19 protein-coding genes and 1 tRNA gene are annotated in these 21,467 nt (G+C 75.9%); 14 read left to right on the top strand and 6 right to left on the bottom strand.

Annotated elements, in window-relative coordinates; genetic code table 11:
- Positions 1-46 precede the first annotated feature (46 nt).
- The 5 genes from ACFVVL_RS12335 (at position 47) to ACFVVL_RS12315 (ending at position 6,859) form a co-directional block, all read left to right on the top strand.
- Positions 47-1,213: an AAA family ATPase gene (locus ACFVVL_RS12335; protein WP_380292069.1), complete on the top strand. Its 1,167-nt coding sequence runs from the start codon at positions 47-49 to the stop codon at positions 1,211-1,213.
- Positions 1,210-1,638 (top strand): hypothetical protein, encoded by a 429-nt coding sequence (locus ACFVVL_RS12330; RefSeq protein WP_380292071.1) that lies wholly within the window; start codon positions 1,210-1,212, stop codon positions 1,636-1,638. The genes ACFVVL_RS12335 and ACFVVL_RS12330 overlap by 4 nt, the downstream gene beginning before the upstream one ends.
- Positions 1,635-3,323 (top strand): hypothetical protein, encoded by a 1,689-nt coding sequence (locus tag ACFVVL_RS12325; protein WP_387673880.1) that lies wholly within the window; start codon positions 1,635-1,637, stop codon positions 3,321-3,323. The genes ACFVVL_RS12330 and ACFVVL_RS12325 overlap by 4 nt, the downstream gene beginning before the upstream one ends.
- Positions 3,320-6,205 carry a bpX6 domain-containing protein gene (locus ACFVVL_RS12320; RefSeq protein ID WP_387673877.1) on the top strand — a complete coding sequence of 962 codons (2,886 nt, stop codon included), beginning with the start codon at positions 3,320-3,322 and terminating at the stop codon, positions 6,203-6,205. The genes ACFVVL_RS12325 and ACFVVL_RS12320 overlap by 4 nt, the downstream gene beginning before the upstream one ends.
- A 114-nt stretch (positions 6,206-6,319) precedes the next feature.
- The gene (locus ACFVVL_RS12315; protein ID WP_380292077.1) at positions 6,320-6,859 is read left to right on the top strand and encodes a hypothetical protein; all 540 of its coding nucleotides are present in this window, start codon (positions 6,320-6,322) and stop codon (positions 6,857-6,859) included.
- Between the two features lie 30 nt (positions 6,860-6,889).
- On the opposite strand, the gene ACFVVL_RS12310 is transcribed toward ACFVVL_RS12315, so the two are convergent.
- The 3 genes from ACFVVL_RS12310 to ACFVVL_RS12300 all read right to left on the bottom strand — a co-directional run bounded on the left by ACFVVL_RS12310 (position 6,890) and on the right by ACFVVL_RS12300 (position 9,404).
- Entirely contained in the window at positions 6,890-7,678 is a 789-nt protein-coding gene (locus ACFVVL_RS12310) for an oxidoreductase (protein WP_387673874.1), read from the bottom strand.
- Between the two features lie 82 nt (positions 7,679-7,760).
- Positions 7,761-8,336 (bottom strand): TetR/AcrR family transcriptional regulator, encoded by a 576-nt coding sequence (locus tag ACFVVL_RS12305; protein WP_387673871.1) that lies wholly within the window; start codon positions 8,334-8,336, stop codon positions 7,761-7,763.
- A gap of 36 nt (positions 8,337-8,372) precedes the next feature.
- Complete coding sequence (locus tag ACFVVL_RS12300) at positions 8,373-9,404, bottom strand: saccharopine dehydrogenase NADP-binding domain-containing protein (protein ID WP_387673868.1); 1,032 nt, start codon at positions 9,402-9,404, stop codon at positions 8,373-8,375.
- A gap of 101 nt (positions 9,405-9,505) precedes the next feature.
- Between ACFVVL_RS12300 and ACFVVL_RS12295 the strand changes: the two genes are divergently transcribed.
- The 4 genes from ACFVVL_RS12295 (at position 9,506) to ACFVVL_RS12280 (ending at position 12,969) form a co-directional block, all read left to right on the top strand.
- Positions 9,506-10,480 carry a helix-turn-helix domain-containing protein gene (locus ACFVVL_RS12295; RefSeq protein WP_387673865.1) on the top strand — a complete coding sequence of 325 codons (975 nt, stop codon included), beginning with the start codon at positions 9,506-9,508 and terminating at the stop codon, positions 10,478-10,480.
- 16 nt (positions 10,481-10,496) lie between these two features.
- Complete coding sequence (locus ACFVVL_RS12290) at positions 10,497-10,970, top strand: RrF2 family transcriptional regulator (RefSeq protein WP_380292105.1); 474 nt, start codon at positions 10,497-10,499, stop codon at positions 10,968-10,970.
- 143 nt (positions 10,971-11,113) lie between these two features.
- Positions 11,114-12,250 carry an MFS transporter gene (locus ACFVVL_RS12285; RefSeq protein ID WP_387673862.1) on the top strand — a complete coding sequence of 379 codons (1,137 nt, stop codon included), beginning with the start codon at positions 11,114-11,116 and terminating at the stop codon, positions 12,248-12,250.
- Positions 12,247-12,969, top strand: coding sequence for an HD domain-containing protein (locus ACFVVL_RS12280; protein ID WP_387673860.1), 723 nt, complete (start codon positions 12,247-12,249; stop codon positions 12,967-12,969). Before ACFVVL_RS12285 ends, ACFVVL_RS12280 begins: the two co-directional genes overlap by 4 nt.
- A 34-nt stretch (positions 12,970-13,003) precedes the next feature.
- Here the strand turns inward: ACFVVL_RS12280 and ACFVVL_RS12275 are convergent, their stop codons facing one another.
- Positions 13,004-14,317, bottom strand: coding sequence for a serine hydrolase domain-containing protein (locus ACFVVL_RS12275; RefSeq protein ID WP_387673857.1), 1,314 nt, complete (start codon positions 14,315-14,317; stop codon positions 13,004-13,006).
- Between the two features lie 279 nt (positions 14,318-14,596).
- Here ACFVVL_RS12275 and ACFVVL_RS12270 point away from each other — a divergent pair, with 279 nt between their 5' ends.
- Positions 14,597-16,003 (top strand): MFS transporter, encoded by a 1,407-nt coding sequence (locus ACFVVL_RS12270; RefSeq protein WP_387673854.1) that lies wholly within the window; start codon positions 14,597-14,599, stop codon positions 16,001-16,003.
- A gap of 283 nt (positions 16,004-16,286) precedes the next feature.
- Entirely contained in the window at positions 16,287-16,766 is a 480-nt protein-coding gene (locus tag ACFVVL_RS12265; RefSeq protein ID WP_380292095.1) for a ricin-type beta-trefoil lectin domain protein, read from the top strand.
- 27 nt (positions 16,767-16,793) lie between these two features.
- On the opposite strand, the gene ACFVVL_RS12260 is transcribed toward ACFVVL_RS12265, so the two are convergent.
- Both ACFVVL_RS12260 and ACFVVL_RS12255 read right to left on the bottom strand, forming a co-directional pair.
- A complete protein-coding gene (locus tag ACFVVL_RS12260) occupies positions 16,794-17,180 on the bottom strand; it encodes an ArsR/SmtB family transcription factor (protein WP_387673850.1) in 387 nt (128 codons plus the stop codon).
- 133 nt (positions 17,181-17,313) lie between these two features.
- A complete protein-coding gene (locus tag ACFVVL_RS12255) occupies positions 17,314-18,840 on the bottom strand; it encodes an FAD-binding protein (RefSeq protein WP_387673847.1) in 1,527 nt (508 codons plus the stop codon).
- A 318-nt stretch (positions 18,841-19,158) separates the two neighbouring features.
- Here ACFVVL_RS12255 and ACFVVL_RS12250 point away from each other — a divergent pair.
- The 3 genes from ACFVVL_RS12250 to pgm all read left to right on the top strand — a co-directional run bounded on the left by ACFVVL_RS12250 (position 19,159) and on the right by pgm (position 21,434).
- Positions 19,159-19,238 (top strand) — tRNA-Tyr (locus tag ACFVVL_RS12250).
- A 104-nt stretch (positions 19,239-19,342) separates the two neighbouring features.
- The gene (locus tag ACFVVL_RS12245) at positions 19,343-19,642 is read left to right on the top strand and encodes a YciI family protein (protein WP_387673844.1); all 300 of its coding nucleotides are present in this window, start codon (positions 19,343-19,345) and stop codon (positions 19,640-19,642) included.
- A gap of 139 nt (positions 19,643-19,781) precedes the next feature.
- A complete protein-coding gene (gene pgm / locus ACFVVL_RS12240; protein ID WP_380292103.1) occupies positions 19,782-21,434 on the top strand; it encodes a phosphoglucomutase (alpha-D-glucose-1,6-bisphosphate-dependent) in 1,653 nt (550 codons plus the stop codon).
- Positions 21,435-21,467: the final 33 nt, after the last annotated feature.

The following is a 21,467-nucleotide window of genomic DNA, read 5'->3' as shown; positions in this document are numbered from 1 at the left end:
AACCCGCTGGTGACGGTGGATCGGGCCCCCGTAGACTCCGGTGCTCGTGACCGACACCAGCACCCCGCCCGACGCCCGTACCGCCGCGCTCCGCCGGGACGCCGAGCTGATCGCCGCCGCCGTGGAAGCCGCCGGGCGCGGCCTCGTCGACCGCGAGACGGTCGCCGAGGCGGTCGCGCTCTGCGCCGTCGCCGGGGAGCACCTGCTGGTCGTCGGCCCGCCCGGCACCGCCAAGTCGCAGGCCGTGCGGCGGGTGGCCGGTCAGTTCGGCGGCCGCTACTTCGAGTACCTGCTCGGCCGGTTCACCGAACCCAACGAGCTGTTCGGGCCCGTCGACCTGCGCAGCCTGCGCGAGGGCCGGGTCGAGTTCGAGACGGCGGGGATGCTGCCCGAGGCCGAGATCGCCTTCCTCGACGAGGTCTTCCTCGGCTCCACGGCCGTCCTCAACACCCTGCTCGGCCTGCTCAACGAACGGGTCTTCCGGCGCGGCGGCACCGTCCTCGCCAGCCCGCTGCGGGTCTGCGTCGGCGCGGCCAACCACCTGCCGGAGGACCCGGCGCTCGCCGCCTTCGCCGACCGCTTCCTCGCCCGGGTCTTCGTCGAGCCGGTCGTCGACGCCCGGCTGGAGGAGCTGCTGGAGTCCGGACGGCGGCCCGCCGCCCCCGTTCCGGCCGGCGCGGGGGACCTGCTCGGCGCGCTGGACCGCCTCGCCGACGCCGCCCGCGGCTGCGACCTCGACGACGTCACCCCGCTGCTCGCCACCGCGCTGCGCCGGCTGCGCGCGGCCGGAGTGCCCGTCGGCGACCGGCGGGCCGTCCGCTCGCAGCGGCTGGTCGCGGCCGCCGCCGTGCTGGACGGGCGGGGCGTCGCCACCGCCCGCGACCTGTGGGTGCTGCCGCTGGTCGCCCCCACCGCCGACACCCAGGCGCTGGCCCGGGACACCCTCGCCGACCTCGTCGAGAAGGCCGCCAACGCATCCCTCGCGCACGCCGCCGAGGAACTCTCCCGCAGCACGGCCGCCCGCGCCGAACGGCTCGCCCGCACCGGGGCCGCCCTGCTGGCCGAGCACCGCGGACTGCCCGACGGGCGGGACTCCCGGCTGCGCCTGGAGGCCGCGCTGCGCGAGATCGACGCCGGGTTCGCCCCCGCCGACCTGCCCGCCGCGCTCGCCGGCATACGCGCCGAACTCGTCGCCGCGGTCGCTCCCTCGTGACGGCCGCCCGCCCCGCCCCACCCGCCGTGGCGCTCGGCTGGGAACGCCGCGAGCCGCCGCTGCCCGCCGCCGCCGTCCTCGCCGTCGGCGACGCCGTCGCGGCGCTGGCCGTCGCCACCCGCGCCCGGCTCGCCGACGGTGCCCGGCTCGGCGTGCTCGCCGACGCCACCGCGCTGCTGGTCCTCGGCGAGCCCGACGACCTCCCGTGGTCGGACGGCGCCCGCTACCTCGGCCGCGACGGCGAACTGCTGGTCCCGACCACCGCCCGCCCCCGGCCGGCCGCCGCGCTCTGGCGCGCCGCGCTCGGCGCCGAACCCGGCGAGCTCTGCGTGCTCACCCCCGACCACGCCCTCGTCGCCGCCCCGCCGGCCCCCGCCACCGACCCGCAGGCGCTCACGCCCTGGACCGGGGAGGCCGGACGATGAGCGGGACCCGCCTCCCGGCCGCCCTGGCGCCCTGGGCCGGCGCGCTGTCCGCGCTCACCCCCGAACTCGCCGCCGCCCTCGGGCCGCTGCTGCGCCGCCTCGACGCGCTGGTCGCCGAGCGCGAGCCGGTGACCGACGGCCCGGGGGAGCCGGACGGCCTGGGCGGACTCGGCCGCTCCGGGCCGCCCGACCGGCTGCTGCCCTCCGAGTGGCTGCTCGCCGAGGAGCATCCCGAGGAGTTCCTGCGCCGCTTCGCCGACCGTGAACTCCTCTACCTCGAACCGGAGTTCCGCACCGCGAAGCCGCGCGGCCGGACGGTGGCGATGGTGGACGCCGGGCCCTCGCAGGCCGGCGCCGGGCGGCTGGTCCAGCTGGCCGCGCTGCTCGTGCTGCACCGCCGGGCCGCCGCCCGGGGCGGCGACCTGCTGGTGGGCGTCCTCGGCGACGAGCCCGTGCACTGGTTCGGCGGCGAGCCGGCCGACCTGCTGCCCGCCTGGCTCGCGGCCCGCCGCACCGCCGAACCCACCCCCGAGGACGTCGAGTTCGCGGCCGCCACGCTGGACGCCGCCGACCGGGCCTGGCTGCTCACCTCTCCCCGGCTCGCCGACCGGCTCCCCGCCCTGCCCCGGGTGCTGGTGAGCGAGCCGGCCCGCTGGGGCCCGGCGGGCGCCACCCACGTCACCGTCCGGCTCGACCGCGCGGAGTTCGAACTGCCGCTGCCCGCCGCCGACATCGCCGTCCGGACGCTGCGCGGCGCGGAGTTCCGGCGCACCGGCCCGACGGCGGCCGGGCCGTCGCCGACAACCGGACCGTCCGGGCGGTCGCTGCCCGCGTTCACCACCGAGGCGCCGTTCCTGCTCGCCCGCGGCCGGGACGCGGGAACGCTCCGCTCGGTGGACGTGCGCGACGTCGAGCAGCGGCACCGGGGCGCCGTGCAGTCCAGGACGCACCGGCTGAACGGCCGGGTGATCGCCGCCGGGCGCACCGGCCGGCGGCTGATCACCCTGAACCTCCACCGCGGCCGGGTGCTGCGCCACGTCATCGGGCGCCCGCTCGCCGGGCCCGCCGAACTCTCCCTCGACCCGGCCCGGCTCGGCCTCGACGAGGGTCTGGTGGCGCGGCTGGCGGACCGCCCCGTGCTGCCGCTGCTGCGCGCCGGGGACGACCTGCTGGTCCCGCTCGCCGGACGCTGGCGGCGGATCGCCCCCGACGCCACGGTCACCGACGACGGTCCGGTCGGGTACGGCACGGAACGCGAACGCGGCTTCGACCGGTTCCGCGAGCCCCGGCTGTTCGGCCGCGCCCTGCCGCCGGAGGCCGCGCGGGCCCGGCACCTGCTGCACGCGGACGGGACGGCGGCCTGGTCGGAGGACGGCAAGCACTGGACGGCGCGGACCCCGCGGGGTGACGAACGGCGGCTGGCGTTCCGGGAGAAGGCCGAGGTGCTCGGCCTGGTCCACGTCGGCCACGAGCCCGCGCTGATCACCTGGTCGCCCGGCGGCCGGCTGGTCCGGGCGATCCGCACCGACGGGGTCCGCACCCTCAGCCGGTTCTCCGGCGGCAGCGTCGCGCCCGCCGTGCACCCCACCCTGCCGCTGATCGCGGCCGAGACCTCGATGGGGCGGCTGGTGGTCGGCAGCGCCCTGTCCGGCCGGATCCACCAGGTGCTCGGGAGTGACGAGTGAACGCCGCGGGATTCGTCCTGGATGTGCCGCTGACCGGTCCGGCGGAGGCCGCCGAGCGCGTCCTCGGCCTCTGGTGCGACGGCGCGGGGCTGCGTGAACTGCCGGACGGGCGATGGCTGCTGACGCTTCCGGAGCCGGTCCGGGTGCGTGCCGACCGGGCTCCCGGCCTGCCGCTGGAGCGCACCGGGCGCGGCGCGCTGGCCGCCCCCGGGGCCGCGCCCGGCGCCACGGCCGGCCAACTCGCGCTCGTCCGGGCCGGGGCGACGGTGGTTCACGCCATCGACCGGCTTCCGGAGGTGGACCCGTCCGGCTGGCTGCTGCTGACCGGCCTCACCCTGCACCGCCCGCGCCCGCTCGGCGTCGCCCCGGCGCCCGAGGCGGCGCCCGTCGAGGAGTCGTTGCCGCCGCGGCCCCGGCCGGACCTGCGGGCGGCGGCCGGCATCCGGCCCGCCTCCGGGCGGGCCCGGCGGCTGACCTCCGGCGCGCCGTCCGGCGGCGGGGCGCGCTCCCGGCGGCGGCGCGGTCCGGAGACCGCCGTCGACGAGCGCACCGCGGCGGTCGTCGTCGTCCTGATGATCGCGCTGCCCCTGTCGCTGGTGGTGCTCTACGGCCTCGGACTGCTCGACGACCACCGCATCGACCCGGGCGGCGTGGTGGTCGCGGCGGCCGTCGCGGCCCTCGCGTACGCGCTGCTCTTCGGCCGGCGCGCGGCCGGGGGCGCGGGCACCGGCACCCGCGCCGACGGCACCCGCGCCGACGGCACCCCGGCCGGTGGTGCCCCCGCCGACGGCGCCGCCGTCCCGAGCCGGACCGTTTCGCTCCGGCTCGGCCACCTGCTGGCCCGCCTCACCCTGCGCACCCCCGCCGCCCGCCTGCTGCGCGGACGGCACGCCCGCTACCTGCGCGACCTCACCCGGGCCTTCGAACAGCACCGCTGGGACGACGCCCTGCGCGACGCCCTGCCGCTCGCCTCCGGGCACCGCGGCGGCGGGACCGCGCGGGTCTGGCTCTCGCTCTCCCTGCCCAAGCGCTTCACCGGCGCCCTGCGCCCCACCCCGGCCGAGGGTCCCGAGGCCTCGGTCACCCCGTTCAGCGGCCCCACGGCCTACCAGCACCTCAGCGCGCTCTACCGGCACGCCGCCGAGCGGCTGGAACAGCAGGGGCGGATCGACGAGGCCGCCTTCGTCCTCGCCGACCTGCTGGACGCGCCCGCCGAGGCCGTCGCCCTGCTCGACCGGCACGAGCGCCCCGCCCAGGCCGCCGAACTCGCCGAGGGCCGCAACCTGCCCGGCGACCAGGTGGTGCGCCTCTGGTGGCGGGCCGGCGAGCACGAGCGCGCCGTCCGCACCGCTCACCGCCGGGGTGTCTTCGCCCGGGCCGTCGAGCGCCTGGCCGCCACCGACCCGCAGGCCGCCCGCGCCCTGCGCGCCGCCTGGGCCGAGCACTGCCGCGCGGCCGGCGACCGGCTCGGCGCCGTCGAGGCGGCCTGGCCGGACGCGGCCCTGCGCCCGACGATCGCCGCCGACCTGCGGGACGCGGTCGCCCTCGGCGGCCCGGTCCGCGGCCGGGCGCTGCCGTACCTGCTCGCCCTGGACGCCGGAGACGCCACCCGGGCCCTCGCCCGCGCCGTCCTCGACGGCGACGGCGACCCGCACACCACGGGCCGCTCCGCCCTCGCGACCGCGCTCGCCGAGCTGCCCGCCGCCGACGCGGCCACCGACCGCGAACTCGCCACCGCCGCCGCCCGGGCCGCCGCCCGTGACGGCGGCTTCGGGGGCGCCCGGGGCAGCGGCCCGGGCGCGATCACCGAGCACGCGCTCTTCGACCGGCTGCTGCGCCGCGCCGACCCGTTGACGGCCGCCGACCTGGCCCGCCCCCGGCCCCGGCCGCTCCCGCCCGCCGCGACCCGCCGGTACACCGCGGCCGACCGGCCGGGCACCCTGCCGGTGCTGGACGCCGCCCGGCTCGCCTCGGGATCCCTGCTGGTCGCCTGCGGCCAGGCCGGGGTCCGGCTGCTCGCCCCCGACGGCCGTGTGCGCGCCCGCTGGGACACCCCCGCCGACCGGCTCGTGCTCGCCGACCACGGCGGCAGCGCCCTGCTGGTCGAGGACCACGGCCCGGAGCTGCGCGGCTTCGCCCGCCTCGACCTCGCCACCCGCACCGTCCGGCCGTGGACCACCCTGCGGGCCCGGCAGCTCGCGCCGTCCTTCGACGGCCGGCACCTGATCGCCTCGGACGGGCGCGAGCTCGTCGTCCTCGACACCCTCACCCCGCGCCCGACCGTGGTGTGGCGCGAACTCGGCGGCGACCAGCGGCTGGTGGGCGGCATCTCGCGCACCCCCGGCGGCTGCGCGGCCGTCGTCCGCTCGCCGCTGCCCGACGGCTCCCCGCTCACCGAGGTGTGGCGCTGGGACCTTCCGGGCTGGGAGCTGCGCGGGCGCCTGCGCGTGGACGACGCCCTCGCGGTGGAGCCCCTCGCCGCCGTCGCCCTCGCCGCCGGAAGCCTGCTCACCGCCACCGCCACCGCCGGCCCCGGCGCCGCCACCGCGACGGCGCCGGACGACCACACCCTCCTGTGCTGGACCTCCGAGCGCCCGGACACCGAACTGCGCATCGACGGCCGGGCTTCGGCCGGCCCCGCCGCCGACGGTGACCACTGGGCGCTCACCGTCCCCGAAGGCGCGGACCTGCGGGTGGACACCGGCACCGGCCAGGCCTCTGCCCCCACGCTCACCCTGCGCTTCCCCGACGCCGCCGGCCCCCGGATCGGCCTGCGCCACCACGCCGGCGCCGTCACCCACTGGCACCGCTCCGGCCGCGTCCTCGCCACCTCCGCCGACGGCTCCACCCTGCTCGCCAACCTCCGGGTGACCACCGGCTGACGGCCCCGCGTCCACCCCCTGGGCGGGCCGGGGGATTAGGCGGACCGCGCTCCCGGGGAGGACTACCCTACGAACATGCGCCGCTACCCGGTGCGGCCGTCGAGGAGGACTCCTGTGTCGTCGCCCTGTGACCCCGCCTACGCCCGCGCCGGCGATGTGAGCACCGCCGTCATGGTGATGGACTCCCGGCTCAAGGCCATCTACGACGGCAGGACCGGCGTCGACCCCGAACAGCAGCGGCTGACCGACGAGTTCGCCGCCTCGATGGGCCCGGAGGAGGCGGACGAGCTGCTGGACGGCGTCTGCACGCTCATCTACATGTACATGGACTGGCTGCGGACGGTCTGCGAGCGGCACGACAAGGACGTCATCGAGCACGTGGTGCCGACCCTGGTCGCCACCATGCGGATGATGCCCAACACCTTCCGCCCCGAGGTCGTCCCCACCATGGCGGGCCTCCTGATCGCCGCCGGCACCGGCCTCAGCCCCAACCTCTGGCGGGCCCAGTACGGCGACTGGACCCGCGCCGAGCTGAACCCGCTGGAGGCCACCGCCGTCATCCTCGCCGAGCACATCAACCGCATCGTCGGCGACGACCAGGAGTTCGCGACCCGTCTGATCACGGACGCCCTGGCCGTCACCGACGACAACTGACCGCCGGCCCGCCGGCCCGGGGAACCTCCGTCAGACGGTCTTGATGGTGCCGCCGTCGATGACGTGGTCGGCGCCGTGGATGTTGGCGGCGCGTTCGGACAGCAGGAAGGCGACCAGGTCCGCCACCTCCCCGGGCTCGGTGAGGCGCCCGGAGGCGATGGCGAACTGCCCGGGGAGGTTCGCCAGCAGTTCGGTGTGGCTCACCCCGGAGGCGGCGGCCACCTTGCCGGCGAGACGGTCCGGGTCGGTCCACTGCGGAGTGGCGGTGGGGCCCGGGGAGACGGTGTTCACGCGGACCCCGCGCGGCGCCAGTTCCTCGCTGAGCCGCTTGCCGAACTGGGTGAGCGCGGCCTTGGCCTCCGCGTAGCCGACCGGCGAACCGGTGGGCATCCGGGCGTTGATCGAGGAGATGTTCACGATCGCGCCGCCGCGGTCCAGGATGCTCGGCAGTGCCGCCTTCGTGGTCCACACCGCGCTGAACAGGTTGAGGTCGAAGATCCCCTGCCACTGCTCGTCGTCGGTGTCCAGGAACCCGCCGAGGGAGAGCTGTTCCGGATCGCCGGCGCCGACGTTGTTGACGAGGAAGTCGATCCCGCCGACCGCCTCCAGGGCCTGGTGGACGACCGACCGCGCCCCCTCACGGGTACTCAGGTCGACGCGCACGGTCGCGGCGGCGGCCTCCTCCAGCTCGGGGGTGACGCTCCGGGCGGCCCCCACCACCCGGACCCCCTCCGCGGCCAGGGTCCGGGCGATCGCGAGGCCGATGCCGCGACTTGCTCCGGTGACCAGAGCCGTCTTCCCGCTGATGCCGAGGTCCATGTTCTCTCCTTCGCACGATGATTCTTGAACTCAAGGTCAAAAATTAGGGCGCAAAAAACGGCGCCACGTCGGGCGCCGTGCCTCAGAGGCCCGTCAGGGCCGTGTCGATGACCCGATGCAGGGCCGGCCGGTCGAAGGTCCTGGCCATGACCCGCAGCCCCGCGAGGGTGGTCTGGAGGAACAGGGCCTGCGCCGGGGCGTCGACGCCCCGGTCGACGTCGCCCTCCCGCTGCCCCCGCTCGATGCGGGCCGTGAGCAGCTCGATCATGCGCTCCTCGATGCGGTGCGCCGCGCGGGTGGCCTCCTCGTCCCGCCCGCCGAGCTCCTCGACCGTGTTCTGCGCCAGGCAGCCACGGCGGACGGGCCCGTCCAGGTCGAGGTCCACGAGCAGGGTGAAGTACGCGTGGATCCGTTCCCTGGCGGTGCCCGGCTGGGAGAGGAACTCCTCGGCCGCCGCCGTGCCCGTCCGGCCGTAGTGGTCCAGCGCCCTGGCGAAGAGCTCGCGCTTGGAGCCGAAGGCGTGGTAGAGGCTGCCCTTGGCCACGCCGGTCGCCTCGGCCAGGTCGGCGGGGGAGGTGTCGCCGTAGCCCTTGGTCCAGAACGTGTCCATCGCCCGCGCGACGACCACGTCCGCATCGAAGCTCCTCGGCCTGCCCATGCGGCCACCGTAGTGACTATTTGACCTCGGGGTCAACTACTCGGGCAGTCGCAGCGAGAGGTGGGCGGACAGCGAGCGCAGGAAGTCCGGGGCGTCGAAGACCGCACCCGCGGAGACGACGCCGGTGGCCCTGGTCCGCCCGGTGAGGATGCGGTCGACGGCCTCCACCGCGAGCGGCGCGCTGACGGCGTAGATGTCCCGGCCGGCGGCGCTCGCACGGCGTTCCGCACCGCCGGAGCGGACGAGGACGTCGACCACGAAGGTCTGCGCGGAGCGGCCGCGCCCGTCGACGGCGGCCGGTGCCGGAGCGCCGGGAGCGGACAGGTCCGCGGCCGCCCGCGCCGTCATGTAGGTGCGCACCTCCGGAACGGTCAGGTGGCTGGGGACGGTGACGACGTCCGCCATGGTGAACTCCCCGAGGACGCTGCGCGGGCCCAGCGGAGCCGGGAAGGGCCACTCCAGGAGCGGCAGGGCGTCGTCGTGGTGCTCCAGCCGGCCGCCGGTGTAGCGGACCCGGCGCCCGCCCCGCCGCCGGGCCGAGACCGCGCCCGCCGCGAGCGTTCCGGCGGTGGGGTGCCAACTGCTCAGTCCGTAGGCGATGTGCGCCTCGTCCGCGGCCGTCCGGTCGCCCAGCGCGGTGGTCACCAGCAGGTCGCCGAGGGCGCCGAAGAAGGCCATCGCCGGGACCACCACGGTGCCGGCGGCGACGGCGCGCCGTGCGAAGCGCGCGAAGGTGTCGAGGTTCGCCTCGATCTCGGCGGCCACGTCGACGTACGGGATGCCGGCCCGCAGCGCCGCCTCCACCAGCGGGGCGGCGGTCGTGGCGAAGGGGCCGGCGCAGTTGATCACGGCGGCCGCGCCGTCCAGCGCGCGGTCGAGCGAGGCCGGATCGTCGACCGACGCCCGGCGCGCCTCGGAGCCCGGCTGCGCCTGCGCCAGTGCCAGCAGCCTGTCCGGGTCGCGACCGGCGAGCAGCGGGCGGTACCCGCGCTCGTGCAGTTCCGCGACCACGAACCGCCCGGTGTGCCCGTAGGCCCCGTACACCGCCACGTTCCGACCCGGTTCCATGTCCGCTCCCACGTCCTCGAAGTGATCCGCCGAGGAGATCCTGTCCCGGCCGCCGACCGGAGCCCAGTGTCCGGAACGCCATGAGCCGTACACTTCCGGACATGAGTCCGGTCCCGCGCTCCGTCGCGATCGCCGCCACCGACGGGATGCTGCACTTCGAGCTGGCCCTGGCCTACGAGGTCTTCGGCTCGCCCCCGGACGCCGTGCCGGGCCCCTGGTACGACGTCAGCCTGTGCGGCACCCGGGCCGTCCGGGCCGGCCGGTTCCTGCTGGAGCCGGACTGCGGGCTCGACCGCCTGGCGCACGCCGGCACCGTGATCGTCCCCGCCCTGGCGGAGGTCGACGGCGAGCCGCCGGCCGAGCTCGTCGAGGCGGTGCGCGCGGCCCACGAGGCGGGCGCCCGGGTGGTCTCCCTGTGCACGGGCGTCTTCGTGCTCGCCGCCGCCGGGCTGCTGGACGGGCTGCACGCCACCACGCACTGGGCGCACACCGGGCAACTGGCCGCGCGCTACCCCCGGGTGAAGGTCGACCCGGACGTGCTCTACGTCGACAACGGCACCGTGCTCACCTCCGCGGGCAAGACCGCGGCCATGGACCTGTGCCTGCACCTGGTCCGCCGCGACCACGGTTCGGCGGTCGCCAACGTGGTCGCCCGCCGCCTGGTCGTGCCGCCCCACCGGGCCGGCGGCCAGGCCCAGTTCGTCGTCACACCGGTGCCCGCCCGGGACGGCCACCCGCTGGCCGAGCTGCTTCCCTGGATCATGCGGCGGCTGGACCTGCCGCTCACCGTGGAGGACCTCGCCCGCCGGGCGAACATGAGCTCGCGCCACCTGGGCCGCCACTTCCGCGCGGTGACCGGCACCACCCCGCTGCAGTGGCTGCTGACGCAGCGGATCCGCCGCGCGCAGGAACTGCTGGAGACGACGGACGACAGCGTCGACAGCATCGCCGCGGCCTCGGGCCTGGGCACGGCGACCACGCTGCGCCGCCACTTCCACCGCACGGTCGGGGTTCCGCCGGACACCTACCGCCGCACCTTCCGGCGACGGGGTGACGGGGAATATCGGGACGGGTAGTATCCCGATTGTGCTGATGGGCGAAGGCGTCGAGTGGGGGCTGCACTGCTGTCTGGCGCTGGCGTGGCTCGACGAGCAGGCGCCGATCCCGGCCGGGCGGCTGGCGGAGATCTTCGAGCTGCCGCCGGTGTACCTGAAGAAGCGGCTGCAGCCGCTGGTGCGGGCCGGGGTGCTGGCCTCGGTGGCGGGCGCGCGCGGCGGGTACCGGCTGGGGCGGGCGCCCGAGCGGATCACCCTGATGGACGTCGTCGCGGCCGTCGAGGGGACGACCGAGGCGTTCCGCTGCACCGAGATCCGGCAGCGGGGCGCGGGCGTGGAGGCGCGTGCGGGGGAGTTCGCCGAGCCCTGCGGCGTCGCGGGGGCGATGCGGCGGGCCGAACTCGCCTGGCGACGGGAGCTGGCCGCGCAGACGATCGCCGACCTGCTCGCCGTCAGCCCGGCCGGCGCCCCGGACCGGATCCGCCGGTACCACGAGCGCCTCGGCTCCTGACCGCACGTCGATCACGGGCCCGGCCGGGCGGCCGGGCCCCTTCCGGGAGGGGAATCGGGATGTCCGATGTCTCGTTAGGGTCCGAGGTTCCGTCGAGGGCCGAGGTCCCGCCGAGGTCCGGTGCCGCGCCGAGGGCCGTGCCGGTGCTGGCGCTCGGCACCTTCGCCGTCGGCACCGACGCCTTCGTGGTGGCCGGCTTCCTGCCCGAACTCGCCGTCGACCTCGGCGTTTCCACGGCCACCGCCGGACAGGCCGTCACCGTCTTCGCGGCGGCGTACGCGCTGCTCTCCCCGGTGCTCGCCACCCTGACCGCCCGGCTGCCGCGCCGCCGCCTGCTGGTCGGCGCGCTCCTCGGCCTCGGCGCCGCCAACCTCGCCTCCGCCCTCGCGCCGGACCTCGCCGTGCTGCTCGCCTCCCGCGTCGCCGCCGCGGCCGCCGCGGCGGCGTTCACCCCCAACGCCGGCGCCGTCGCCGCCTTCCTGGTCCGCCCGGAGCGCCGGGCCCGGGCGCTGGCCGCGGTGGTGGGCGGGCTGACCGTGGCCACGGCCCTCGGCGTACCGCTCGGCGGCCTGGCCGGGCAGTGGACGGGCTGGCGCTGGGCGCTCGGCGCGGTGGCGGGGCTGGCGGTGCTGGTCGCGGGGGCCGTCGCCGTGCTGCTGCCGTCCCTGCCGGGCGGCCCGCCCGTCCCCCTGCGCGCACGCCTCGCCGTGCTGCGCCGCCCGGCGGTACGGGCGATCCTGCCGCTGACCGTGCTCGGCATGGCGGCGGCGTACACGGTGTACGCGTACAGCGTCCCGGCCCTGGCGGCGGTCGGCCTGACGGCCGGGGGCGCGTCGTGGGCGCTGGCCCTGTACGGCGTCGGCGCGGTCCTCGGCAACCTCGCGGCCGGCCTCGCCACCGACCGCCTCGGCGGCGTCAGGGTGCTGACGGCGGGCTACCTGGTGATGGCCGGGGGCCTGGCCGGCCTCGGTGCCCTGGCCGCGAGCGGGACGCGCGCACCGGTGCCGGTCGGACTGCTCATGATCGCCTGGGGCGCGGGCAGTTGGTGCCAGACCCCGCCGCAGCAACACCGCCTGATCGCGGCCGCTCCCGGCGAGGCCCCGTTGGTGGTCGCGCTGAACTCCTCGGCGGTCTACGGAGGGATCGGCTCGGGTACGTTGGTCGGCGGCCTGACAGCCGGGCCGGGGGCGACCGCGATGTACGCGACGGCCGCCGGCCTGGCACTCGTCGCCCTTGCCTACCTGCTGCTGACGGCAGGAGAACGGACCCCGAGCTCATGACCGACGACCTGGCGCTCCCGACCACCGGTCTCGCGCGCCGCACCCTGACCTACGCCCGGGGCCTGCTGCCCGCCGCGCTCTTCCACCACAGCGTGCGGACGTACCTCTACGGACGCCTGCTCGGCGAGCGGCGCGGTCTGCGGGCGGACCACGACTACGACGACGAACTGCTCTTCCTGGCCTGCATCCTGCACGACTGCGGGCTCAGCGCGGAGGGCAACGGCGATCAGCGGTTCGAGCTGGACGGCGCCGACCTCGCCGTCCGCTTCCTGACGGGGGAGGGGGTGGCGGCGGACCGCGCGGAGGTGGTGTGGGACGCGATCGCGCTGCACATGGACCGCGAACTCGCCGAGCGGAAGCGCCCGGAGATCGCCCTCGTCGCCGTGGGCGCGGGCTTCGACCTGGGTGGTGCGCCGGAGAAGCTCCCGCCCGGATACGCGGACCGCGTCCACCGGACGTTCCCACGCCTGCACGCGGCGGCGGTCCTGCACGACGCCGTCGTCGGCCAGGCCCGCGAAAACCCCCGGAAGGCCCCGCCGTTCACGATGCAGGGCGAACTCGTCCGGCAAGCGTCCGGCGGGACCTGGCCGAGCTGGGAACAGCTCGCCCGATCGGCGGGGTGGAATGACTACGAGGGCTACCGGTCCGACCCGCCGACCGCGGGCCGGGACCGGGTCCCGGGTGGTTGCGAGCCGCTCGGGCCCGCGCCGCAGCCGTGAGGCTTCTCCCGCCGGCCCGGGGGGCGGGGCGGCGTCAGCGGGTGGCCGGCGTCCGGTCGAGGCGGAGGTCGGGGCCGGTGAGGGGGAGGGGCGGCAGCGACGGCGGGGCCGCGAGGGCGGTCGCGCCGGCCGGCGGGTCGCAGAGGGTCTTGACGATCAGCGAGCCGATCGGCTGACCGCTCGCCGAGGTGTCCTTGCCCAGGAACGGGTTGTGCGACAGGGCGAACTGCCGGCGCCCGTCGCGGCTGCCCAGCAGCAGGGTGCTCCAGCCGGGGAGGCCGCCGTCGTGGCCCCAGGCCGGCTCGCAGCCCTCGCCCAGGTCGAGCCGGAGCACGCCGAGTCCGTACCGGCCGCCGTCGATGGTGGTCGGCACGGTGTCCGTCAGGGCGGCCATCTCGGCCGGGCGCAGCAGCCTGCCGCCGAACAGGGCGGCGTGGAAGCGGTCGAGGTCGGCGGTGGTGGAGATGCCGTTGCCGGCCGCGTCCACGAGGCTGGGGTTGAGCCGGGTGACGTCGGCGGGGCCGGTCGGCATGTCGACGTACGCGTGGGCGTGGGGGCCGCCGAAGCCGGTCCCGGAGCCCGGGAACAGGGTGTCGTCCAGGTGCAGCGGCCGGACGATCCGGCGCTCGACCTCGCGCTGCCAGGTGTGCCCGGTGACCTTCCGGATGATCATGCCGGCGAGGACGTAGTTGGTGTTGGAGTAGTGCCAGCCCGTCCCGGGCGCGAAGTACGGCGGGTGCTCGGCGGAGACCGCGGCCAACTGCTGCGGCTGGTAGTCCCGGTAGCGCCACGTCCCGTACACGAAGTCCTGGAGGTCCGCCTCGCTCCTGATCTGGAAGCGCTCGTCGTCCGTGTAGTTGAACAGGCCGCTGGTGTGGTTGAGCAGCTGCCGGACGGTGATCGCCGCGCCGTTCGGCACGACGCCCGGCAGATGGCGCTCGACCGGGTCGTCCAGCCGGATCCGGCCCTCGCCGACCAGTTGGAGGACGACCGTCGACACGAAGGTCTTGGTCACGCTGCCGATCCGGAATCGGCCGTCCGGCCCGGCCGGCTGCCCGGTGGCCAGGTCGGCGGTCCCGGCGGCGCCGCGCCACGGGGAGCGGCCGGCGATGCGGATCTCGGCGAGCGCGGCGGTCATCCCGCCGTGGTCCACGAGGTCCCGCAGCTCCTGCTGTCCGTCGACGCGCGGACGACGTTCCGCCGTGGACCCGGTTCCGGCGGCCGGGGCGTCCGCCGCCACCGCCGCCGGGGCGAGGGCGAGGACGGTGGCCCCGGCCAGGGCGACGGCGGCGAGCCGCGTCCCCAGCCGGTCGCGCAGGTGCGACGTCCGAGCCTGAACGATGGTCATGGTGCCCGCCCCTTCCCGCCCGGCGGCCCGGGCCGTCGGCACCACGATCGCATCGGCCGCACGCCCCGCGCGTCCTCCTCCGGGGGCCGTCGCCGTGCACCGGCGGGGGAGGTGACGCCGGATCAAATCATCGCCAGGTGGCTTGACTCGGCCGTTCCCGCTGGCAGGGGCGCCGGCCGAGGTGCCGGGACGGACCGGTGTTGCCCGATCGTTCGATCGTACGTGAATATACGTACCGTCAGATGCCGCGGCCTCACCGAGATCGAGGAGTACCTCCGCATGCCCGTGACACCGATCGGTCCCGCCCGCCCGGGCTGGACGCTGTTCCTGCTGGCCCTGGGGCAGACCGTGTTCGCCCTGGACCTCAACATCGTCTTCGTCGCCCTGCCCGAGATCGGCACCGACCTCGGCTTCCCCGGCCAGACCCAGCAACTCGTGGTCAGCGCCTACGTCGTCTTCGCCGGGGGCTTCCTGCTGCTCGGCGGCCGCGCCTGCGATCTGCTCGGGCGGCGGCGGGTGTTCATCGGGGCGCTCGTTCTCTACGCGCTGTCCTCGCTGGCCGGCGGGCTGGCCCGGTCGCCCGAGCTGATCGTGGGCGCCCGCATCGTCCAGGGGGTCGGCGGGGCGCTGCTGCTCCCGTCGATCCTCTCGCTGGTCAACACGCTGTTCGAGGAGGGGCCGCGGCGCAACCGCGCGCTCGCGGTGTGGGGCGGGGCGGGCGCCAGCGGACTGACCCTGGGTGCCCTGCTCGGCGGGGTGCTGACGGAGGGGTTCGGCTGGCCCGCCGTGTTCTTCGTCAACGTGCCGCTCGCCGGGGCCATCGCGATCGCTGCGGTGTTCGTGATCCCGCCCGACCCGGCGCGCGGCGGGCGCCGCCGCTTCGACCTGCCGGGGGCGCTGACCGTGACGGCGGGTGCCACCCTGCTGGTCTTCGCCCTGGTCGAGGGTCCCGAGCGCGGCTGGGCCGATCCGTGGATCCTCGGCACCCTGGCGGCCTCGCTCGTCCTGCTCGCCGCCTTCGGCGTCATCGAGACCCGCAGTGCCGACCCACTGATGCCGTTCCGGCTGTTCCGCAACCGCAGCCTGAGCGCCGGTGCGGCGATCACCTTCCTCTACATGGCCACCTTCGGCGTCCTGCCGTACTTCCTCACCGTCCTCCTGCAGAGCGTGCACGGCTACAGCGCGCTGCAGACCGGGCTCGCCTTCCTCGCCCCCTCGCTGGCCATCGCCGCCGGTACCCAGCTCGGCGAGCGGCTGACCACCCGGGCCGGGCTGCGGCCCACCCTGCTCGGCGGGTTCGCGGTCGGCGCCGCCGGGACCGCGGTGCTGGCCGCGGGGTTCGACGCCGAGGCCGGCTACCTCGCGCTGCTGCCCGGGCTGGTGGTCTCCGGGGTCGGCCAGGGCGTGGTCTGGACGGCCATGTGGATCGCGGCGGCCGCCGGGACCGCCGCCCACGAGCAGGGCATCGCCGGGGGCGCGGCGTCGACCACCATGAACCTCGGCAACGCGATCGGCCTCGCACTGTTCACCGCCGTCGCCGACGCGGGCGCCGACGGGCCGGGCAGCGGGGAGCTGGCCCGCGCCACGGCGGACGGCGGGTTCCTGGTGGTCCTGCTCACGGCGGCGGGGATGCTGCTGGGCCTGCTGCTCGCGCTGACCCTGCGTCCGGCGCGCGCCGCCGGCTGAGCGTCGCCCGTCGCGGAGTGACGATGCGTCAATCATCAACGGCAAGGCCGGTCATGGCCGTGGAGGAAGCAAATCGGCGTCCAGGGCGTCAACCTGACTGACCGTCGGAGTCAGGGTGCGGCGCGGTCCGCCACGCATTCGGATGAACGCGCCGCTCGGATCCGGTCGCCGGCCGGCGATCGGTGCTACCAATGACCGTGCGCTCGGGCCCGAGCCGACGAATCCCCCCTGATGGCGCGTGCGTCGCATGCCCTCCCACCGTGAGAGAACGGAGCCCACCCCCATGGCCGTCGCACTCCGCAAGACCCTCGCCGTCGCCGCGCTGGCGCTGACGGCGTCCTTCCTGCCGACCGGTCAGGCGGGGGCGTCCGACACCGCCACGCCGTCCCCGCGCATCCCCGGCCGCTACTGCCTGGCCGACGCCTGGGGCACCCCGAACGTCTCCACGAAGCCGTGCGACGCCAACGACCAGGGCCAGCACTGGACGCTCGCGGGCCAGCAGATCTCGCTCAGCAATGCGCGGGCCTACTGTCTGGCCAACGCCTGGGGAAGCCCGAACCTCTCGACCAAGCCCTGCGACCCCACCGACCAGGGGCAGTACTGGACCGTCTCGGGCCAGCAGATCTCCCTCACCTTCGCGCCGGCCTACTGCCTGGCCGACGCCTGGGGCACCCCGAACGTCTCGGTGAAGCCGTGCGACGTCAACGACCGCGGTCAGCACTGGGTGGTCTTCAACGACCAGATCAGCCTGGCGCTCGTCTGACACGCCCGCGGGTGGTCCGCGCGCACGTCAGCCGGCGGCGGGGTTCCGGCGTGCCTCGTGCGGTTCGTCCTGCCGTTCCTCCTGGCGTTCCTCCTGGCGTTCGTCCTCGCGGGCGCCGGAGAGGACGGCGTCGAGGAGGCCCGGGTAGCGGGCGTCGAGATCGTCGCGGCGCAGGCGCAGCAGGTTCTCCCGGCCGGAGGGCTGCTGGTGGATGACGCCGCTGTCGCGCAGCACCCGCCAGTGGTGGGTCATCGTCGACTTGGCGGTGATGCCGATCGCGGTGAGCACGCTCCCGCAGTTGTGCGACCCGCCGCCGTCGAGGATGCGGACGGCGGAGAGGCGGACCGGGTTGCCGAGGGCGGTCAGGACGTGTTCGATCCGGATCTGCTCGCGGGCGGGGTGGCGGTAGCTCATGGCCCCACCGTAACGCGAGGGTTGACGGGAGCCCCAGGCCGCCGTCGGCCCGCACCGCCTGGTGCGCCGCCCGTCCGCCGCACCCCCGTGAACCACGGGCGGGGTGCGGCGGACGGGTGTCGGGCGTGCGGGGTCAGGAGTGGATGCCCTGGCCGGGGGTGAGGATCCCGGCCGGGTCGAAGCGGTGCTTGGCGGCCACCGCGCGCCCCCACTGGGCGCCGTAGTGGCGGCGCCACTCGGTGCGCGTGACGTCCGGGATCGCGCCGATCAGGTAGCGCTTGCCGCCCAGCGACACCGCCAGGTCGTACAGCCGGCGGTTGCGCCGCAGCGCGGCGGCGTGGTCGGCGCCCGGGAAGGGGAACGACAGCAGGTCGAAGTGGAAGCCGACCGGCTCCTCCGGCATCACGGTCATCGGCCGGGTGAACACCTCTGTGCGGAACGGGTAGAAGAGCAGCAGGCCGGCGCCCAGGTCCTCCGGCGTCAGCAGCGCGGTGGCCTCGCGCATGAACGCTTCGGTGGTCGACGCGGGCAGGAACAGGCTCAGCCACGGCTTGGGCTGCGACCAGAGCCCGGCCGACTGCAGGTACCCGGCGAAGGCGTCCACCCGGAACGCGTACTCGCGTGCGGTCTGGTCCAGGAACGTGGTGTCGGCCGCCACGCAGCGCAGGCCGCGCACCAGCGCGGCCCGGTCCGGCGCGGCGGTGCCGTCGTAGTGGACGACGCCCTCCACCTTGTAGCGCCAGCCGGTCCCGGCGGCGTTGCGCGAGACATCGCCGACGTGCAGGTCGAAGCGCCGCTCCAGCATCAGCTTCCGCTGGTCCGCGAGGTAGTCGGCCAGGTCGTCGTAGAAGAGGTTGAGCACCAGCGCCCGCTCGTGGGCCCGCACCAGGCGCAGGGTGGCCCGGACGATGAGGCCGGCCTGCCCGCCGCCGCCGAGCACGGCCTCGAACAGCTCGCGGTTGGTGCTCGCCGAGGCCGTCACCAGCCGGCCGGTGCCGGTGACCACGTCCACCGACTCGACCGTGTCCGTCTGGAAGCCGTACCGCTGCACACCGCCGCCGATGCCGCCGACGCTCAGCGTGCCGCCGACCGACAGGTGCAGGTAGTCCGTCAGGGTGGGCGGCATCCAGCCCTGGGCGAGCGCGGCGTCGGTCAGCTGCGCCCAGGTGACGCCCGCCTCGACCACGGCGCGGCCGGGGGTGATCCGGACGATCCGGTTCAGCGCGCGGGCGTCGATCGCGACGCCGCCGCGGGCGGCGGCCTGGCCGTAGCTGGAGTGCGACTCCAGCCCGGTCGCGCCGGTGCCGCTCTGGCCGTTCATCGCGACCGGGATGCGGTGGCGATGGGCGAAGGCGACCAGCGTGGCGACGTCGCCCACCGAGCCCGGGTGCAGGACGGCGCGCGGCGCGGAGGTCACCAGGTGCCCGAAGTCCCCGCCGAACCGGGCGAGCGTCCCGGCGTCGGCCGCCAGGGTCCCGTCCAGCCGGGGCAGTGCGGCGAACGTGGCGTCGGCCGCGCCGGCGGGTGCCCCGGCCGGGGTCTCGGCGGTGCCGGCGTCGGCCGCCCCGACGGCCCAGGAGCGGCCGACGGTGTTCCAGCCGACGACGGTGGCCGCCGCGCCGACGATCACACTGCGGCGGGGCAGGGCTGAGTTGCTCATTACAGAAATCTCCGATCAATCGTCATATGAGCAGTGTTGTATCGCAGGCGGCACGTACACGCGCAATAGGCCCGACCTGAACACTTCGGTGACGGTCCGTCCGGTCCGCCGTCGGGTCGGGGTGGGGAGCGGTCTACACCACGTCGGGCGGTGGGGACAAGATCCGGACACCTCCCGGCCCCGCCCCCGGCGCGGTGGCCAGCGGGAACGGCGGACCGTCCGGGCACGGGCGGACGGGCGCGGTGGCCGGAAATCCGGTTGTCCGGCCCCGGTGATCGAGGGAGAGTGGAGTCGTCGGGATCAAGGAACGACAACCGAGGGCGAGCTGGGCCTGGGAGAGCCCAAGGGCCTGTAAAGCCCCCGCTTCGGCTGTGGTGGTTCGAATCCATCCTCGCCCACCTCGGTGACCGCCCCGGGCCGTACCCACGGCCCGGGGCGGTGCGCTTCCGGCCCCGGGCCGCCACCGGACCGCCCCGGACCGGGACCGGATAGGCTCGGCCGCATGTTCGTCCTGGAGCTGACCTACACCGCGCCGCTGGACCGCATCGACGCGCTGCTGCCCGCCCACGTGGAGTGGCTCGGCCGCCACTACGGGAACGGCACCTTCCTCGCCTCCGGCCGCAAGGTGCCCCGCGACGGCGGCGTCATCCTCGCGGCGGGGGAGGACCGGGCGGCGATCGAGGCGCTCGCGGCCACCGACCCGTTCGCCGTCGAGGGCCTGGTGGCGTACCGGGTGACGGAGTTCCTCGCCACCAGCGTCGCGCCCGCCCTGGAAGCCCACCGGCAGCAGCTCCCCGCCTGAGCACCCGGCCGCCCGCCACCCGGACGGGGCCGCCCCGGTTCGGCGACCGGTCGTGCACTGGCTACGATCGGTGAGCACGGGGCAAGGAAGCGTCGGGCTGCGGGCCGGCGCACGGCGAGAAATCCAGTGGGAGTAGACGATGGCACACGCACGGGCCGGACAGCCGGCGCAGCCGGGCGACCTGGTGGACGTGGCGCGGCTGGTGACGGCGTACTACACGCTGCACCCGGACCCGGAGGAGCCCGGCCAGCGGGTCGCGTTCGGCACCTCCGGCCACCGGGGCTCCTCGCTGGACGCCGCGTTCAACGAGGACCACATCGCCGCCACCACCCAGGCGATCTGCGAGTACCGCGCCGCGGAGGGCATCACCGGCCCGCTGTTCCTCGGCGCCGACACCCACGCGCTGTCGGAGCCCGCGCAGGCCACCGCGGTCGAGGTGCTGGCGGCCAACGGCGTGACCGTCCTGCTGGACAGCGCCGACGGCTACACCCCGACCCCCGCCGTCTCGCACGCGATCCTGACCCACAACCGGCGCAACCCGCACTCGCTCGCCGACGGCATCGTCGTCACCCCCTCGCACAACCCGCCCCGCGACGGCGGCTTCAAGTACAACCCGCCGAGCGGCGGCCCGGCCGGCTCGGAGGCCACCGGCTGGATCCAGGACCGCGCCAACGCCCTGATCCGCGAGGGCCTGCGCGGCGTCAAGCGGGTCCCCTACGCGCGCGCCCTGGCCGCGGCCACCACCGGCCGCCACGACTACCTCACCGCCTACACCGAGGACCTGGTCTCCGTCCTCGACCTGGACGCCGTCCGCGCGGCCGGCCTGCGGATCGGCGCCGACCCGCTCGGCGGCGCCTCCGTCGCCTACTGGGGCCGGATCGCCGAGACCCACCGCCTCGACCTGACCGTCGTCAACCCGGTCACCGACCCGACCTGGCGCTTCATGACGCTGGACTGGGACGGCAAGATCCGGATGGACTGCTCCTCGCCCTCCGCGATGGCCTCGCTGATCTCCCGCCGCGACGAGTACGCCATCGCCACCGGCAACGACGCCGACGCCGACCGGCACGGCATCGTCACCCCGGACGGCGGCCTGATGAACCCCAACCACTACCTCGCGGTCGCCGTCGACTACCTCTACCGCCACCGCGCCGAGTGGCCCGCCGACGCGGCCGTCGGCAAGACGCTGGTGTCCTCCTCGATGCTCGACCGGGTCGCCGCCGACCTGAAGCGCGAGCTGGTCGAGGTGCCGGTGGGCTTCAAGTGGTTCGTCGACGGCCTGCTGGAGGGCTCGATCGCCTTCGGCGGCGAGGAGTCGGCCGGGGCGTCCTTCCTGCGCCGCGACGGCGGGGTGTGGACCACCGACAAGGACGGCATCCTGCTCGCGCTGCTCGCCGCCGAGATCACCGCCGTGACCGGCCGCACTCCCAGCGAGTACTACCGCGACCTCACCGACCGCTTCGGCGCGCCCTCGTACGCCCGGGTGGACGCTCCGGCGGACCGTGAGCAGAAGGCGCTGCTGTCCCGGCTGTCGGCCGAGCAGGTCACGGCCGGGGACCTCGCGGGCGAGCCGGTCACCGCGGTGCTCACCGAGGCCCCGGGCAACGGCGCGGCCATCGGCGGCATCAAGGTGTGCACCGAGAACGCCTGGTTCGCCGCGCGTCCCTCCGGGACCGAGGACGTCTACAAGATCTACGCCGAGTCCTTCCACGGCCCCGAGCACCTGGCCCGGGTCCAGGAGGAGGCCCGCACCCTGGTGAACGGGGTGCTCGCCGGTCCGGCCAACGGCTGACCCGCGCACGCTGCGGCGGCCGCGCCCGGCGGG

It is taken from the genome of Kitasatospora sp. NPDC058115 (assembly GCF_042884635.1).
Lineage (GTDB): Bacteria > Actinomycetota > Actinomycetes > Streptomycetales > Streptomycetaceae > Kitasatospora.
Note: the sequence above shows the minus strand (reverse complement) of the source record. Positions and strands in the feature narration are given on the sequence as shown.